The 15771-nt window shown below is 63.2% G+C and carries 10 protein-coding genes and 2 pseudogenes; 5 read left to right on the forward strand and 7 right to left on the reverse strand.

All coding sequences use genetic code 11. The features are described 5' to 3' along the window. Positions 1-173: 173 nt before the first annotated feature. The 4 genes and pseudogenes from DBP14_RS34835 to DBP14_RS36300 form a co-directional block, all read right to left on the reverse strand. A pseudogene (locus tag DBP14_RS34835) lies at positions 174-464 on the reverse strand (transposase); the annotation flags it as partial. Positions 465-506: 42 nt separating this feature from the next. Further along, entirely contained in the window at positions 507-893 is a 387-nt protein-coding gene (locus DBP14_RS34840) for a fic family toxin-antitoxin system, toxin component (RefSeq protein ID WP_129312249.1), read from the reverse strand. Beyond that, positions 890-1201 carry a DUF1778 domain-containing protein gene (locus tag DBP14_RS34845; protein ID WP_129312250.1) on the reverse strand — a complete coding sequence of 104 codons (312 nt, stop codon included), beginning with the start codon at positions 1199-1201 and terminating at the stop codon, positions 890-892. The genes DBP14_RS34840 and DBP14_RS34845 overlap by 4 nt, the downstream gene beginning before the upstream one ends. Positions 1202-1396: 195 nt before the next feature. After that, positions 1397-4120, reverse strand: coding sequence for a cell envelope integrity protein TolA (locus DBP14_RS36300; protein WP_164992561.1), 2724 nt, complete (start codon positions 4118-4120; stop codon positions 1397-1399). 880 nt (positions 4121-5000) lie between these two features. Between DBP14_RS36300 and DBP14_RS37165 the strand changes: the two are divergent. Continuing rightward, positions 5001-5162, forward strand: a pseudogene (locus DBP14_RS37165) (transcriptional regulator); the annotation flags it as partial. A 40-nt stretch (positions 5163-5202) separates the two neighbouring features. Here the strand turns inward: DBP14_RS37165 and DBP14_RS34855 are convergent. Then, on the reverse strand, positions 5203-5826 hold the full coding sequence (locus DBP14_RS34855; protein WP_164992562.1) for a hypothetical protein: 624 nt from the start codon (positions 5824-5826) through the stop codon (positions 5203-5205). A gap of 822 nt (positions 5827-6648) precedes the next feature. Between DBP14_RS34855 and DBP14_RS34860 the strand changes: the two genes are divergently transcribed. Then, positions 6649-8475: a DUF5722 domain-containing protein gene (locus DBP14_RS34860; RefSeq protein ID WP_129312253.1), complete on the forward strand. Its 1827-nt coding sequence runs from the start codon at positions 6649-6651 to the stop codon at positions 8473-8475. Between the two features lie 301 nt (positions 8476-8776). Here the strand turns inward: DBP14_RS34860 and DBP14_RS34865 are convergent, their stop codons facing one another. After that, complete coding sequence (locus tag DBP14_RS34865; protein ID WP_129312254.1) at positions 8777-9946, reverse strand: hypothetical protein; 1170 nt, start codon at positions 9944-9946, stop codon at positions 8777-8779. 416 nt (positions 9947-10362) lie between these two features. On the opposite strand from DBP14_RS34865, the gene DBP14_RS34870 reads away from it, so the two are divergent. The 3 genes from DBP14_RS34870 to DBP14_RS34880 all read left to right on the forward strand — a co-directional run bounded on the left by DBP14_RS34870 (position 10363) and on the right by DBP14_RS34880 (position 14666). Then, positions 10363-11610, forward strand: coding sequence for a hypothetical protein (locus DBP14_RS34870; protein WP_129312255.1), 1248 nt, complete (start codon positions 10363-10365; stop codon positions 11608-11610). 74 nt (positions 11611-11684) lie between these two features. Beyond that, entirely contained in the window at positions 11685-13703 is a 2019-nt protein-coding gene (locus DBP14_RS34875; protein ID WP_206739494.1) for a DUF5722 domain-containing protein, read from the forward strand. A gap of 531 nt (positions 13704-14234) precedes the next feature. Then, on the forward strand, positions 14235-14666 hold the full coding sequence (locus DBP14_RS34880; protein ID WP_129312256.1) for a DUF4259 domain-containing protein: 432 nt from the start codon (positions 14235-14237) through the stop codon (positions 14664-14666). A gap of 43 nt (positions 14667-14709) precedes the next feature. Here the strand turns inward: DBP14_RS34880 and DBP14_RS34885 are convergent, their stop codons facing one another. Continuing rightward, a complete protein-coding gene (locus DBP14_RS34885; RefSeq protein ID WP_164992563.1) occupies positions 14710-15690 on the reverse strand; it encodes a cystatin domain-containing protein in 981 nt (326 codons plus the stop codon). Positions 15691-15771 lie beyond the last annotated feature (81 nt).

A 15771-nucleotide genomic window follows, 5' to 3' on the forward strand; every position in this document is an offset into this window, starting at 1 on the left:
AACAGGCCCTCGACGCCCTGCGTCGGCAGACCTCGGCTTGCCCTACTGCCAGCCGGACACGGCCCTGGGCATACTCGACATAACGGCACCGGGTCTGGGCGTATGGTGCTGCCCTGCTCACGGCACGTTTCTCCCGATCTTTCATCCCGGAATAGTGTTTGATCCCGGAGTGTCGGGTCGCGCCAGGAGAGGGGGGCTTCGCCGGTGAGGCGGCGGGCCATGAGGTCAGTCATGGCGAGGTGGATCATGGCTTCAGAGCGGGCGGGCAGGGTCTCGTAGTCGCGCGCCAAGCGACGGTGGAGCATCAGCCATCCGTAGGTCCGCTCCGCAGTCCAGCGCTTGGGTAGCGGGGTGAATCCTCTGGCTTCGGAGGTACGTTGGACGATTTCCATGCCGGTGCCGAGGGTGGCAGCAGGCTCGACGAGGTACTGGCAGTAGCCGCCCTCCTCCCAGACCTTGCGAATGGCGCCGCACACAGCCCGCGTCCCTACACCTGGACGGTGGACTCAGACGACGGTCCAGTCGCGCAGCTGGCGGGCGATCCGGGCGACGCCGAGCGCCCCGGAGGCCGCGTCCCGTACCAGCGCAACGGCTGCCTTGGGCGGATAGTCGAGTTCGCTCGCGTTGAGGATCAGGTAAGCCTCGGTCGCATGCCAGGCGAAGCGCTCGTTGGAATGTTCCAGGCACGGCAGCTTCGCCAGGGTCTGCAGCAGCGCGCCGGCTTTGAGATACAGAGATCCGTAGATGTCGCGCTCCATTGCCCGGGCATTGACCCGGGCGACGGCGGCGTACAGCGGTCCGAGGTCGTCGACCTGTGGATCACCGTCGAGCAGCTCGGCGGCGTGCAGCAGGAACGTGACGTCGAGCGGGTGGAACGGTTCCGGCTGGGTCACGCGGCGTGGCCTCGCTCCTGGTGCTGTCCGAGTTCCCGCTGCGCTTCCTCCTCGGCCGCCCGGTACTCGGCATTGGGGTCCAGACTGCTGGACTCAGCAGCGAAAGCCGCGCCGCTGCGGGCCATGGAAGCCTGGAAGCCGTCCAGGAACTGCCGCTCCACGGCGGTCGCACGGTCGTAGGCGGCGGAGAGGATGTACTCCTGCATGCTGACACCCTCCTGCTTCGCCGCTGCCGCGATAACGGCCCGCTGCGCAGGGTCGGGGAAGCGAAGATTCATCGCCGTTTTGACATCCGACATGGCATCCATGGTACCAGCGGTACCACAGGCGTGTCTCGGCACCGGCCAGGACTAGCCGGCCCCGGGCCGTCGGCGAGGACACGCTTGTCCCCAGTCACGGCGGGCGGCATAGCGGAAGGAGTTCCGCAGCAGGCTCAGCGCCCGGGAGACCACACCGGCCCTTCAGCGGTTGGTGTGGTCTCCCGGGCAACTGACGACGGACGGCTATCGACGCTCCTCCCGGCGGTGGTCCTCAGCCCGCCGGTCCGCCTCCTCGCGGGCTCGACGGTCCGCCTCCTCGCGAGCCTTGCGGTCGGCTTCCTCCTTGGCCTTGCGGTCGGCTTCCTCCTTGGCCTTGCGGTCGGCTTCCTCCTTGGCCTTGCGGTCGGCTTCCTCCTTGGCCTTGCGGTCGGCCTCTTCCTTGGCCTTACGGTCGGCCTCTTCCTTGGCCTTACGGTCGGCCTCTTCCTTGGCCTTACGGTCGGCCTCTTCCTTGGCCTTACGGTCCGCTTCCTCCTTGGCCTTACGGTCCGCTTCCTCCTTGGCCTTACGGTCCGCCTCCTCCTTGGCCTTGGCGTCCGCCTCCGCCTTCGCCTTGGCGTCCGCCTCCGCCTTCGCCTTGGCGTCCGCCTCCTCCTTGGCCTTGGCGTCAGCCTCCGCCTTCGCCTTGGCGTCCGCCTCCTCCTTCGCCTTCTGCGCGGTGTCCTGACCCTTCTTGTCGCCGGCCAGTTCGTCCTTCACGTCGACCTTGCCGTCACCGTTCGTGTCGCCACGCAAGAAGGCCCGAGGATCCTCGACCTTCTGCCAGGCCCCGTCCTTCTCCACATATCCCTGAACGTCGTCGTAGTTCTTGAGGGATGAGTCAGGCATCAACTGGTGCCACGAGCCATCCTTACCATGCCCGTAGAACTGCACTGGCGTGCCCTCGCCATCCTTCGTCACCTTCCACGACTCACCCGTCTTCGGATCCGACTCCAGAGACCAACTCCTCAACCCACCGAACGTCCCAGGTTGCGGCGCACCAAATTGGCTCGCATCAATTTCGGGTTGCTTCAAATAGGCAATAGCCTCCTCTCTGGGCACGCTGAAATCCTTCATGACGTTGGTAATCTGTTCCTCTGAGAACTGGCCGTTCCCGGCTCCCGGCTTGCCCCCGCTTCCGGCCGACTCAGACGCAGCGCCACCACCACGGAAGGTCCCGTGTATCCCTTCCCACACCTTAATGGGCGTGTAAGTGCTACCCTCCCGTACCTGATTTCCAACCAATTCCATTTTGCCGTAGTCAACGCCCGGCTGATATTTGAAGTAAATCTGACGCAAGAAATCTTGCTTCGGGCCGTAATCATTGTAGAGGCCGGCCATGTTGTTGATGTAATGATGGTTCTGCTTCACCGCATCGTTCAGGGCGTCCTGCAGGCTTTTATATCCCCAGCTCATGGCCTCTTTTCCGTCATCCCCGCCGGCAGCCGTCCACTTGTCGTGCTCCAGGAGGCGCACCATGTAGAATGCAGGCGCAGTCAGGGGTGCGTGACCATCCCCGGAGAGAAGGTTTGGGACGTCGGTCTGTGCTTGCTTTCGGGCGTCCGCCAGGTTGTCAAATCCATATGTCTGTGCAGCCTTATCAGTAAAGTCTGCATTAATGGGGTCGGGAACTGCATGGCCCGCAATATCCCAGATCTTTCCACCGGGAACAAGCTGCCGGTCAGGGACGCCGGGAGGTCTCAACGGAATAGATAATTGGCCATGCGCGTCGACGCCAAGCAGGTCGACCTTGACATGGTAACCGGCGGAGATCTCATCGGGAGTGAGTCCTGCATGGGCGCCGGCATCGAAAAGCTGTAGAGGCGTACGATTACCCTTACCGTCGATCAACGTCAACGTGGGTGCTACATTGACGCTGCTTACAGCGGAAAAGGTGCCCTTTGAAATATCGAGAACCCCGTTGACGCCACCCAAGCTAATCTCGGTCTTATTGCCACTGGAGTCCCCCAGAGTGAATTTCGGGTTAACCCCGGCCTTTGCGTGGAATTTGAATCCCTCTGCCCCTGCCTCTATGCCCGCTTCTGCGTTCAGGCCTTCCACCGTATAACTACGACCGGTAGGATCGGTATAAGTTGCCTTCGGCGTGAAACCCTCGTTTGCCTTGAAGGTGACCCCCTTTGTGCCGATCTCGAAGTTCATATTGGCGTGCCCAGCCTCAAACGCGACACTCGAACCATCACGACTACCCAGCGTAATCTTAGGCTGGATGTTTGCATGGCCCACGAAGGCGACGTCGCCGTTCGATATCTTCAGGCCGGTTCCAGCATCCAGGCCTTCGACCCCGATGCTCGATCCATTAGTGGCGGTGAACTTGGCCTTCACATTGAGACCGCCGCCCATCTCGATACTCCATCCCCCCTTTTCCGAGAACGCGAATTTTCCTTCCGCGTATCCTCCCTGCAGCTGGAGAATTCCCCCCTCGACGGGCAACGGCACATTAGGCGCGAACTTGAGCGTGCCCTCAATCTTGCGCCCTTCCTTCTCTGTGTAAGACGTGGTGACCTCAGCTCCCAGCCCGCTGATCTCGAATGGCTTACCACCAATGGTCACCTTTAGCTTCGGATCGATCTTTACAAAGCCCGAGCCCGCAAATACATTGCCCCCGACATCCACGGTCTTAAGTTCGAGTTGAGTACCACCTGGACCCTTCAGATTCAGATTCGGGCTGAAACTGGACTTGATCTGGCCATTCGGGGAAATCTGAAGATTCTTGGCCAGCGAACTACCGCCCGTGCCCGACCCTCCCCCGGTTGGGGCCCCCGTAGCCGCCATGGCGGACGGCGCAGCTACAGCCGCACCCACGCCCAGAACCGCTCCTAGGGAAAGGCCCATGACGACATATCTGTTTGCCACCGTAATTGAGCTCTTGCGGACCTTCTTGTGACGAGCAGACATTTCATCCTCCATGGATACAGAAAGAGAGCCAGGTGAATCCGGACAGGCGCCGGGCAGAGTCGGAGTCCTTGCCAGCGGCGGCGTTGGACCTGCCGCGTCGTGGGTCGATCCCGCCGAGGGACCGGGTGGCCCTGTCCGGACTATGTGGTGAATCACTGATGCCGGCAGCGGGTATGACCCGTGCGGTACCGGCCCTGTTACGCACTTCGCGATGTGACGCGGATCACCATTGCCCTGCGCCTTCGAGCACCGGCCCATTGCCCTCGTCGCGGGCGACGGGGCGGTTTGGGACGTGGCGTATCACCGGCTATGGACGCCAGAGATAGTGCGCTGTTCTCAGGCTGGGAGAGTGGCCTGTCGGCCGCCGGTTTCCTGACCTGTGCGACCAGCCTGCCGGTGCGGCGAGAGGCACGTATGGGGCGTTCCAAGGCTCGCCGCTGTCCTCCGCGACGACGGCGAGCGGATCTGAGGCGCCCCGAAGTTCTCGGACAGCCGTCCCCATAGGCTCGAAGTCCAGAACGGTGGAGAGAGCATGTGACACAGATGCTTCTTCGGCCGGTGGGTGCCGGTGCCTCTCGCGTGGGTCGCCCGCACGTCAGAAACACGCCTCGACGGGTGAGACACCCGCAATGCTGTGGAACAGCCCACGCTTTCGAAGTGCCGAACTTGCGTTCTGTGTGGGGCGGCGGGGTGTCAGCGGGTGATGCAATGCTGCTTGTTCAATGTTGAACGCGCGACCGTGATGACGGTGTTGAAGCATGGTGGGGAAGATGACGCCGACGCCCTGATAGGTGCGGTCGGCAAGGAGGAGGATCTGGCGGGTCAGACAGACAGGCTTGGACAATGCCGTGGGCGCGAGCTGCGGTCAGGTCGTGGTGGCGGTGGCGTACACGGCTGGAGCCATCCCGAGACGTACCGGATCAGAGGCGCCCTCACCCCTCCGTCCGCCGACAACATCCGCCGGTGGTGCGAGGCGTGCGGCGTCGCCGACCAGGCCGCCGACATCGTCGCCCAGTCCCACAGTGCGGAGTCGGAGTGGCGACGCAACGTCCGGCTCACGGAACTGGCACAAGTGCGCCGGCACCACACCGTGATCAGGAAGATTCGGTAGGAGCTGCCTGCGGCTGCCGCGACGGATGGTCGTGAGTGGCACGCCCGAGATGATCATGCATCGCTAAACGTTGCTCCCATGTCCAACCGCCTACAAGATCGCGCGGATTTGAGTCCGCCTTCAAACGTTGCTCGGATGTTGTCAATGGTGTGAAGGAGGTCAAGGCGCGGGTGTTCTCCCAGGATTTGTCGTAGACAACCACTTCAACAACCTGGGCACTCGGGTGGTCTACCCGAATCTGAAGCCGAAAATTCGCCCCTGCCACAAGCTGCTTCTCGCCGCTCTGAACAGCCGCGACATGGTATGCGGCATCGCCTGTCAGGTGCTGCTCTCGATTAGCCTCGGCCACCGCCCATGCCGCAATCTGCTGAATGTAAGAATCAGTCACAGTCACCGGATGCCAGCCACCGGTAAAGCCGCCAGGGTTTCGATGCGAACTCAAACGTTGCTCGGACGCCGTTGCCACGGGGGAGTGCGACGCAGCCATGGCGGGCGCCGCACCAGCCGCACCGATGCCGGCCAGGGCACCCACAGAAAGAGCGACGGCGGCACAACGGCTCGTCAGAACGATCGACATCCGGGTAACTTTCTTACGGTCTTCGGACATGTCATCCTCCATTAGTGTGGAAACGAATTCAGTGCCCCGCCATGTCCCATGGAGGTACCCAGGTTTCTTTAGAGGCCCAGCATCGACTGGAGCCTCCGTTCTCTCGGTCAGCGAGAGGCCTGTACACCTATAGGACTCTGCGCAGCTCGCCCCGTTATGAGGAGTTCCGTCCCTTCTCCGTGACGTGAGTCACCCGCTTCTGCCTGGCGCTACAGGCACAAGCAGGCAACCCCCAGCCCGGCAACTGTTGCCCCAGCCGCCGCAACTCGGCATGGATGCGTGGGACCCCGTAGGTGTGGCGGGAGATGGCATGGATGACCGTGGTCTCGTGGGCCACGGCCGCGTCGGCGGCGTGGCGGGCCGGACGGGGTCTGGCAGCGGCGAGCCAGGCGGCACCGGACGGGACCTGGGACATGCCCTCGTGCTCATGACGGCTCTCATCCATTGGGACCAATCATGTGACTGGACGTGAGGGGCTCGGCCGTTCGTGGAAGTGAATTTCAAGCCCTGCCCAGGATGCGCAGCTGCTGCTGCGAAAGGTGGACATGAGTGATGAGGCATGCAAGGTCCAGATTCTGGTGGCGGCGATTATCAGCCGGAGCCGCCATGTGGTGCTGCGTGCTGTCGGCATTCAGCGGATTCGCCAGCGCGGCCGAGCAGCCCGTTCCCCGAGTGCCGGACGGCTCCGCCCAGGATGCGGCCGCGACGAGTGCGAGTGCCGCCGCGGTGTTGCCGTACCCGTCTCTGTCCGACTACCGGATCAAGGGAATCCATCCGGATTCGATGTGGCCAGCAGAGGTGGCGGGGAACAACGCTGGTGCGGTGGGACTTAGTTTTGTCTGGGCGGACTGGGAGCCTGGCGTCAAGGGTGCACCGTGCGACAACGGGGAGCAGGAGTTCGGCGGACACTGCTTCCGCATCCCGTCCGAGCTGGATGCGGATGTCAAGGAGTGGACCCGCCTCGGGGTCAAAGTCATCGCCACCGTGTACGGGACGCCGGCGTGGGCGCGCCAGGGACGCCCGTGCTCACCGGCGCAGCAGGGGCACGAGACTTTCTGTACGCCGAACAACCCGGCTGACTATGGACGTTTCGCCGGTCTGCTGGCTCAGCGCTACGACGGACTGCACGGGAACGGCCGGATCGCCGACTTTGTGATCGACAACGAGGTCAACACCAACGCCCGGTTCGACATCGGCTGCGGCCATGGCACCCCCTGCGACCGGAATGCCTGGCTGGACGCGATTGCGGCGAACTACAACGCCGCCTACGACGCCGTCATGGTCCAGCAGCCCACCGCCAAGGTGATGACCTCACTGGACAACCACTTCGGCAGGGAATTCGACAGCCCGGACGACTTTGATCCGATGCTGTCGGGTATGACGGTGCTGGAGGGTCTGGCCGCCCGGGCAGGGACCCGGCAATGGCGGGTGGCTTACCACCCTTACCCGTCGGACCTGCTCCGCCCGGGGTTCTCCGCCGACGACTACCCCTATGTCACCTACGGCAACATCGGCGTCTTGCTGGGCTGGCTGCACCAGCACTTTCCCCACACGCCGTCCGCGTGGGACGTCGAACTCACCGAGAGCGGCATCAACTCCCTGGGCCCATACTCCACCGAACGAGCCCAGGCCGAGCAGCTGTGCAACTCGTTCCGCAATATCCTGGGCACACCCGGCATCAGCGCCTACCTCTACTTCAACGGAACCGACACCCCGAACGACACCAGCGGATTCACCCCCGGTCTCACGCACGCCAACGGCGTGCCCAAGCAGGCCTGGCTCACCTGGGCCCTGACCAACCGGAACGACTACTCCTGGCCTGTTCCACCGCACTGCGGCTTCGAGTACCTGCCCTACACCCAGCTCCGCCGCGGCTACTCCCCCACACGCGGCCACTTCGCCTCCACCCGACTTCTCCCCCACGGCGTCATGCCCGAAATGGCCTGGCGCCTGCTACGCGACCCTCGACCGGGCACCATGCCGCTCTTCGAGTGCAAATCCTCCCAACACACGTTCCTCACCAGCGACCCTGGCTGCGAAGGCCAGTTCCCCATGGGGCCCGTCGGATACGCCTACACCACCCCCGTCGCAGGCTCCGACCCCCTCTACCGCTGCTCCAACCCCAGCAACGGCGACCACCTCATCACCGCCGACCCTCACTGCGAGGGCTTCCCCCACAACGACGGACGCCTCGGCTACGCGCTGCCCGACACCCAGCCCCCTCAACCCGTGGCCCTTTACCGCTGCTACCGCCCAGACCTGAACGACCACGTCACCACCCTCGACGGCAACTGCGAGGACTACCCCAACATGGACGACCTCCTCGCACGCATCCCCGCTCACCAAGCACCCGGCACCGTCGCCCTCTACCGCTGCTACAACGCCGATAACGGTGACTACATGGACACCACAAATCCCCGCTGCGAAGGGTCTTCTCAAAAGGACAGCGTCCTGGGCTTCCTCTACACCACCCATGTCGCGCACTCCGTACCCCTCTACCGCTGCTACGACCCCGACAGCGGCGACCACCTCACCACCAGCGACCCCCACTGCGAGGGCTACCCCAAGAACGACGGACGCCTCGGCTACGCGTTTCCAGGTCAACTTGACCAGCTCGACCCCGACGGCTACACAACACCCGGCCCCTGACGGGCCACCGGACTCCAAGATCCGACGGAAACAGTCGAAGGCCTCACACGTGGCGATGGTCAAGACGTCGCCCCGCTCGCCTGGCATCGGCCTGGGCCTGGCGAATCCAGCTGCACAGGGCGCCCTCAACAGGCCGCGGTAGGAGCGTCGCGGGCGGTGGTGATTGCCGCTGATGCGGGCGGAGGCATGGGCAGAGGGGCCGTGCCTTCTTAGCCGGCAAGGTGGTCGACGCTCGCGGCCTTGGAAGCCCCGCGCCAGAGCTGCTCCCCAATGCCACATCCAGGTCCAGCCGTGGAGCGCCTCAATATTGAAAGCTTGGATTGGCCCAAGCGTGCCACTCATCCCAGACTGTGTGAGTCCCGGAACGATTCATGGCCATATTTCTGTCCCGGCCGCCGAGCGGCCCGACAAGGATCTGATACTTCCAGAGGTCATGCCCTTGGGCACCCTTTTTACCGAATGGCATGTCAAAGAAGTATCCGAGCCAGCGATTGCTCTTTACGAGTACTTGATGCAGGGCTCGCAGAGTGTTGTAGTTGTAGCGTGAATCGAGTTGACTGAGGAAGGATACACCGTCTGCGGCATCGCCCCAAAATACGACGTTCGCATGGTTGGGAAACTTTGACTTGTAGTGCTGCATGTACCATGCGAGATCACCCAGACCGAAGACTGAATCACTCTGCAGGAATTTGACTTGCCGATCTACTGTGGTCTCCGAGCGCAGGCCGACGTAATATTTCCATCGGTCATTGTATTTCGCAAGGTCATTTACGGCAGCGGGCTGACTCCTCATGTGTTTGTAGATGAAGGAAAAGCAGCCGGTCTGGCCTCTCATCAAGTTCAACCAGGCGACGCCACCCTTTTGAATATCCTTAAAATAATTCCCCATACCTGCGCCCGGCATCATAAACGTATGCGTTTTCAGCCAGTTTCCTGTTCTGGCGTTGATTCCCCTGGCAACGTATAGGGCACGCTCTCGCACCTCCCAGGTATTATTGAGGTTCGTCTCGATCGGCATCACCCCTCGAAGCCACCTGAGGTTCTCTTTCTTTGCTCGCGAGACGATATTGCTCATATCGCGAATGAAGGCGTCGGCTCCCGGGTACTTCGCGGCTGGTCCGTCTTTTCTTTGAAACCACTCGCGCTCATACAGGTAGACATTCGTGTGCTGCCGATTCAACTCTCTCAGCAGCTTTATAACCTCGGCGTCACGCTGGGCGATTGTCTGACCGGAATGCAGATCTTCCTTGGCGGCCACCCTGAGAGCCACCGTCCTGAAACCGTTGTTTGCGAGCACCCCGGCAGCAGTAGAATAGGGTAATTTTTGCGTTTCGAACCTTAATCCGAGATCGTCCGGCTGGGGGCCCACATATGTTCCGAGCAACTTTAGTCCTCTTACGTCACTCGGATGCTGCGGGCAATTCGCAGCCGCTGCTTTTGCTGGAGAAATTCCGCTCACCAGGCTTCCCATCACTGTTAAGACAGCTACCGAGAGAACGGTGAGACGTAATTTACGCCCCCATATCATTTCGCGCTCCCCAAACAGTCAATCGGAAATGCGACACCCTATAGGCGTGAGCAGGTGAAATGCTGCTACTGCTCTGCTTGGTGTCCCGAGGGTGAGGCGCACCTCCATCCCATACTGACGGTGCTTCAGCACCGCGTCTTAGGACAAGTGATGGAGCCCATTGTCGCATCCGGCTACGACCCCCGCATCCGATGGTCGGCGATGCGCGACTGAGAACTCCCGGACATGGCAGCCTCTGGCCCGCCCCCGTGCAGACTCTGGCCCGCACCGTGCAGCGTCAAGTCGACGCCGGACGGTGCGGGGGCACAGAATCGGGAGCAGTCGCCTGAACCGTTGCGGAGCTATGCCCAGGAGATCTTATGAAGGTACTGAAGCACAGGCGATTATCCATAACCGCCCTTTGGGCGATGGCATTCTGCTGCCTGGTGACGCAGGCCATGGCGTCGGCGGCGACGCTGGTCTACCTCGGAAAGAGGGGTGACCCGTTCACCGTTCACAACGTGCACCGATTAGTCAGGGACCCGCGGCAGGCCTTTTTTGTGCACTACCGCGGTAACCCGGTGATCAGCGGTCCCAACCTGTATGCGCCCAATCCCGTCACAGCAGGCAGCGCCTGGAACGTCTACTTCGGCGGCTGGCGTGCCGCCGGCCAGCAGCACGACGAGATCTATCTGAGCACCACCCGGGACGACACACTGACCCATGGGTTCTCCGGCGTCAGGACGGTCATCGGCCACGGCGTCTACCGGGCCGTGAACGACCCCTCGGCGGTGAGGCGGAACAACCGCTGGTTCATGGCGATGACCACCGCAGTGGCTGGGGGCAATGATCACTGCTCCGTCATGACCTCCCCCGACGGCGTCCACTGGCCACAGCCCATCAACCGCACACATGAGATCATCTTCCGCGGCGCGCACGTGTCCCTCTGCGGCCGCCCGTCCCTGATATGGAACAGCCGCTACCAGGGCACCAGCCGCACCGGCCGGTGGGAGCTGTATTTCGACGGCATCGCCAACGGCCGCCGGCAGCAGCATCTGGCGGTCTCCACCGAGGCTGTTCCACGGCACTTCTCCTACGTGCGGCCCGTCGGCCGCTTCGTCGACGCCGATGTCAGGCTGCTGCCCACCGGACAGTACATCGCCGCGTACCGAAGACTTGGTGGTCCGAAGGACTGGCGCATCAACTACGCCACCAGCCAGGACGGTATCCACTTCACCGACCACGGCCAGCTGCTGGCCCCTGACCCGCTGGCGGGCTACGACGACTGCGGAGTCACCAACCCCGGCTGGGCCATCAACGAAAAGGGCGTCATCACCTCCCTGATGTACGGCGGCACGAACAGCTGCCACTACACCACGCACAAACTCGGCGTCGCCCTGCCCCAGGCCGCGGTGACTCTCTTCTCTGGCACGGTCGCCCATACACACCGGCAGGCAGTCAACGCCTCCACCCAGCGCATCGACACCCACCAGTACAAGAACGTCGACAAAATCACGATCACCGACCATTCCGGCGCGCCCCCCATCATCAACCAAACCATCCACGGCACCACCGGGGACGCATGGGGGGTCATATATCCCCACCGTCCTGCGAAAGGCATACATTGATGATGAGGCATGAAAGGTCGAAATTTCGACAGCGATTACTGTCCATTGTCGCCGTATGGTGTTGTCTGTTGTTGATGTCCACCGGATTCGTTTCGGCAGCCGAGCAGCCTGTCCACCGGGCATCCGCGGGAAGCTCGCGAACCAACCGTGGTGCAGGCACAGCGGGCACCATGGCGGCGTTGCCTTATCCGTCGCTTTCTGATGACCGGATCAAAGGGGTACAGCCAAATGCTATGCCGCCGGTTGAGGCAGCTAGGAATAATGGTGGTGCGGTTGGGCTGAATCTTATTTGGGCGGATTGGGAGCCCAGTGTCAAGGGTTTGCCGTGCGGTAGCGGGGAGGGGGAATTTGACGGACATTGTTTCCATATCAATGCCCAGATCGATGCGGGCATCAAGGAGTGGGGACGTCTCGGAGTCAAGGTCATCGCGATCGTGTATGGGACGCCGGCCTGGGCCCGTGCGGGGCGGCCTTGCTCACCCAACGCGCCGGGTTATGAAATCTTCTGTACGCCTAGCAATCCAGCTGATTATGGGCGTTTCGCCGGCATGCTGGCCCGGCGTTACGACGGGCTTCATGGCCAGGGCCGGATCGCCGACTTCGTGGTCGACAACGAGGTCAACACCAATACATGGTTCGATATTGGCTGCGGTCAGGGCGCCCCGTGCGACCAGAATGCCTGGCTGGATGCTATCGCGGCGAACTACAACGCCGCCTACGACGCCGTCATGGCTCAGCAGCCCACGGCCAGGGTGATGACCTCGCTCGAGAACCACTTCGGCAGGGAATTCGACCGTCCGCACGATCGTGATGCGATGCTGTCGGGGATGACGGTGCTGGAGGGGCTGGCTGCCAGGGCCGGGACACGGGAATGGAGGGTGGCCTTCCACCCTTACCCGCAGGACCTGCTGCGTCCGGGGTTCTCTGCTGACGATTATCCCTATGTCACCTACGGCAACATCGGTGTGCTGCTGGGCTGGCTGCGTCAACGTTTTCCCCACACACCCTCGGCCTGGGATGTCGAGCTCACGGAGGGCGGCATTAATTCCGTGCATCCGCATTCCAGTGAACGAGCCCAGGACGAACAACTGTGCAACTCCTTCCGCAACGTCTTGGGCACGCCTGGCATCAGCGTCTACCTCACCTGGGGGATGGATGGTCCGAACGACGTCGCGAGCGGGTTTGCCCCTGGGTTAGACCGTGCTGATGGGTCACCCAAGCCGGCTTGGTTCACGTGGGCTCTGTCCAACCGCAGTGACTTCTCACCCCCTCTTCCGATGCACTGCGGTTTCGAGCACCTGCCCTACACACAGTTACGCCGCGGGTTCTCCCTCAGCCGCGGCCACTTCGCCTCCACTCGGCTGTTACCTCACTGGGTGGTGCCCGAACAGGCCTGGGACCTGCTGCGCGATCCGGAGCCGAACACCCTGGCGCTGTTTGAGTGCAAAGCTGCCGAGCATACATTCTTGACCCGCGACCCTGGCTGTGAAGGCCAGTTCCCCATGGGGCCTGTCGGCTACGCCTACGCCACCCCCGTCGCAGGCTCTGTCCCCCTGTACCGCTGCCACAGCCCCAGCAGCCGCGACCACCTCATCGCTACGGATCCCAACTGCGAGGGGTACTCCGACAAAGAAGGTCTCCTCGGCTACGCCTTGCCCGACCACCACCCGCCCCAGCCCGTGGCGCTGTACCGCTGTTACAGTCCCGGATCCGGGCGCCACATCACCAGCCTTGACGGCAACTGCGAGGGCTACCCCACTATGGACGACCTCATCGCCCGCCTCTCGGGCTACCAGGAGCCTGGAACTGTTCCTGTCTACCGGTGCTTCAACCCTCCCAACAACAACCATCTGGACACCACGCATTCCGACTGCGAAGGGTATCCCCACAAGGACGGCATCCTGGGCTTCATCCATACCGCCCAAGTCCCTGAATCCGTCCCGCTCTACCGGTGCTACAACCCCAGCAGCGGCGACCACCTCACCACCGCAGATCCCAACTGCGAGGGCTACCCCCACAGAGACGGCCTTCTCGGCTACGCCATCCCGGGGCAACTCGGCCAACTCGACATCGACGTCGACACGACCTCGTAACGGATCGCGGGGCTCTCCCTTGGGCCGACTTCAGCGTGGGCCGCGCTCGTACGCGCGGCCCGAGCCGCCGCCCTGAGGCGAAGACGGCGGGGAGCACAGCGGTAACGCCTGCTGCGTCTGCCGATGCCTCATGCCCCCGCCGGCACGTGCCGCGCCATACGGCTACAAGCCGTCCGGATGGCTGTCCGGCGGGGCAGTTCACGCCTTCACAGGGTGCCCAGCCACCGGAGCACTGACAACCGGCTTTAGTCACGAGTTGCGGCTCTGGCTCAGCTTCCGTGCAGTGGCCACGGGGAGTGACGGCTGAGCGTCTCCGGACAGCACACGAAGTCGCCCGAAAATGGATGGTGGTCAGTGCCGCTGCCCTGACAGTCCGGCCCTGGAAGACGTTGCACTCCGGCACTGAAGACGCTGCTGTTCCCGGCGATCGCGGACATCGTGGTGCTGTCGATGCGGGTCCTGCTCGCCCCGTAGTCATGTTGTCAGTCCCTGATGCGAGGATTCGGCCAGCCTTACGCAAGGGAGAGCAACATGGGCACCTGGGACACCGGTCCCTTCGACAACGACACAGCCGCAGACTTCGCCAACGCTCTCGACGACGCCGAGCCCGAGGCGCGCGAAGCCCTGATCCGAGGCGTTCTCATCCGGACGATCGACGCGACCGGATATCTCACGGAAGCAGAAGAGGCGGTGGCCGCCGCTGCGCTCATCGCGGCGCAATGTCCGGGAGGCGAACCCGTCGACAAGTCCTACGGTCCGGAAACACCTATGCCCGTGTTTCCTTCCGACCTTCGGACACTCGCCGACGAAGTCCTCGCCCGCATCGCCAGCGACGAGGACGGGCCGGCCTCGAACTGGGTCGACCCGGAGGACTGGAAGCAGTGGCGAGCCGTACTCACGCGGCTTCGCGCCGTGCTCGCCCCGCCACCCCCTTCAATCGCTCTATTCGATGTCCAGCCATAACAAAGCGTCACTCGGCACGGAACACTGAGCCAGCACCTTCACGTCACCGAAGCCAGGCAACCGGCTTCGGTGAGACAGTGACCGTCCCGGCCCCCGGGTCAATCCCCGGTTGCGGAGCGAACGACATCAACGTGCGCACGTGCTCCCACGGGCGGTCGTTGACGACGGCCAGGACCAACTCCGCGGACGGGTGGTCGACCTGGATCTGCAGACGATAGTTCATGCCCGCCACGACCTGCGTGTCAGCACTCTTCACCGACACCAGGTGATAGGCGGCGTCACCGGTCAGATGCTGCTGACGGTTGGCCTGCGCCACCGCCCACGCCGCGGCAGCCTGCACACCGGGGTCAGAGACGTCCTTGACCGGATGCCAGCCGCCCACAGACCCCGGGTGCGGCGTGCCGGGGTCCGTGCCAGTACCGGTCGACTGCGGTTCGAAGGACGTCAGAGTGCGGACGTTCTCCCAGGGCATCACGTGAACAACCGCGGTCACTGTCTCTGCGGAGGGGTGGTCGACCTGGATCTGCAGACGATAGTTCGTGCCCGCCACGACCTGCGTGTCAGCGCTCTTCACCGAGACCAGGTGATAGGCGGCGTCACCGGTCAGATGCTGCTGACGGTTGGCCTGCGCCACCGCCCACGCAGCAAGGCGCTGAATGCGGCGAGCGGTCACGTCCTTCACCGGATGCCAGCCACCCACAGACACCGTGCCACCCGGCTTCGGCTTGCCCGCACCGTCATGACCTCGCCCAGGCCAGACACGATGCGGCCGGTCCCAGCCACGCATGTCGTCGTGGTCGTTATGCCGCCCAGTGTGCGCAGACTGCTGCTTGTCCGGATGCGATGCATCCGTGGGAGCGGCCGCGGCCGTGGCCGTGGCCGTGGCCTGCGTCTCGGCTGCCAGAGCGGGCGCCGCGCCGGCAACGCCGACGCCGACCACGGCACCCACAGAGAGCGCGATCGCCGCGTACCGGCCCGTCACCGCACTCGGCGTGCGGCGAGCCTTCTTATGCTGTCCCGACATGTCGTCCTCCATAACGTGGGAACTGAGCGACCGCTGCGGGCCGATGAGACGTTCCCTGGGTATCTGGATCTGCGAGGGAGG

Origin of the sequence: Streptomyces sp. L2, from assembly GCF_004124325.1 — a bacterium.
In the GTDB taxonomy this organism is placed as follows: domain Bacteria; phylum Actinomycetota; class Actinomycetes; order Streptomycetales; family Streptomycetaceae; genus Streptomyces.

Coding starts and splice junctions, on each gene's coding strand:
- DBP14_RS36300 (WP_164992561.1), bottom strand. CDS start 4,120: ATGGAGGATGAAATGTCTGCTCGTCACAAGAAGGTCCGCAAGAGCTCA.
- DBP14_RS34845 (WP_129312250.1), bottom strand. CDS start 1,201: ATGGATGCCATGTCGGATGTCAAAACGGCGATGAATCTTCGCTTCCCC.
- DBP14_RS34875 (WP_206739494.1), top strand. CDS start 11,685: ATGTCCACCGGATTCGTTTCGGCAGCCGAGCAGCCTGTCCACCGGGCA.
- DBP14_RS34880 (WP_129312256.1), top strand. CDS start 14,235: ATGGGCACCTGGGACACCGGTCCCTTCGACAACGACACAGCCGCAGAC.
- DBP14_RS34865 (WP_129312254.1), bottom strand. CDS start 9,946: ATGGGAAGCCTGGTGAGCGGAATTTCTCCAGCAAAAGCAGCGGCTGCG.
- DBP14_RS34855 (WP_164992562.1), bottom strand. CDS start 5,826: ATGTCCGAAGACCGTAAGAAAGTTACCCGGATGTCGATCGTTCTGACG.
- DBP14_RS34885 (WP_164992563.1), bottom strand. CDS start 15,690: ATGTCGGGACAGCATAAGAAGGCTCGCCGCACGCCGAGTGCGGTGACG.
- DBP14_RS34870 (WP_129312255.1), top strand. CDS start 10,363: ATGAAGGTACTGAAGCACAGGCGATTATCCATAACCGCCCTTTGGGCG.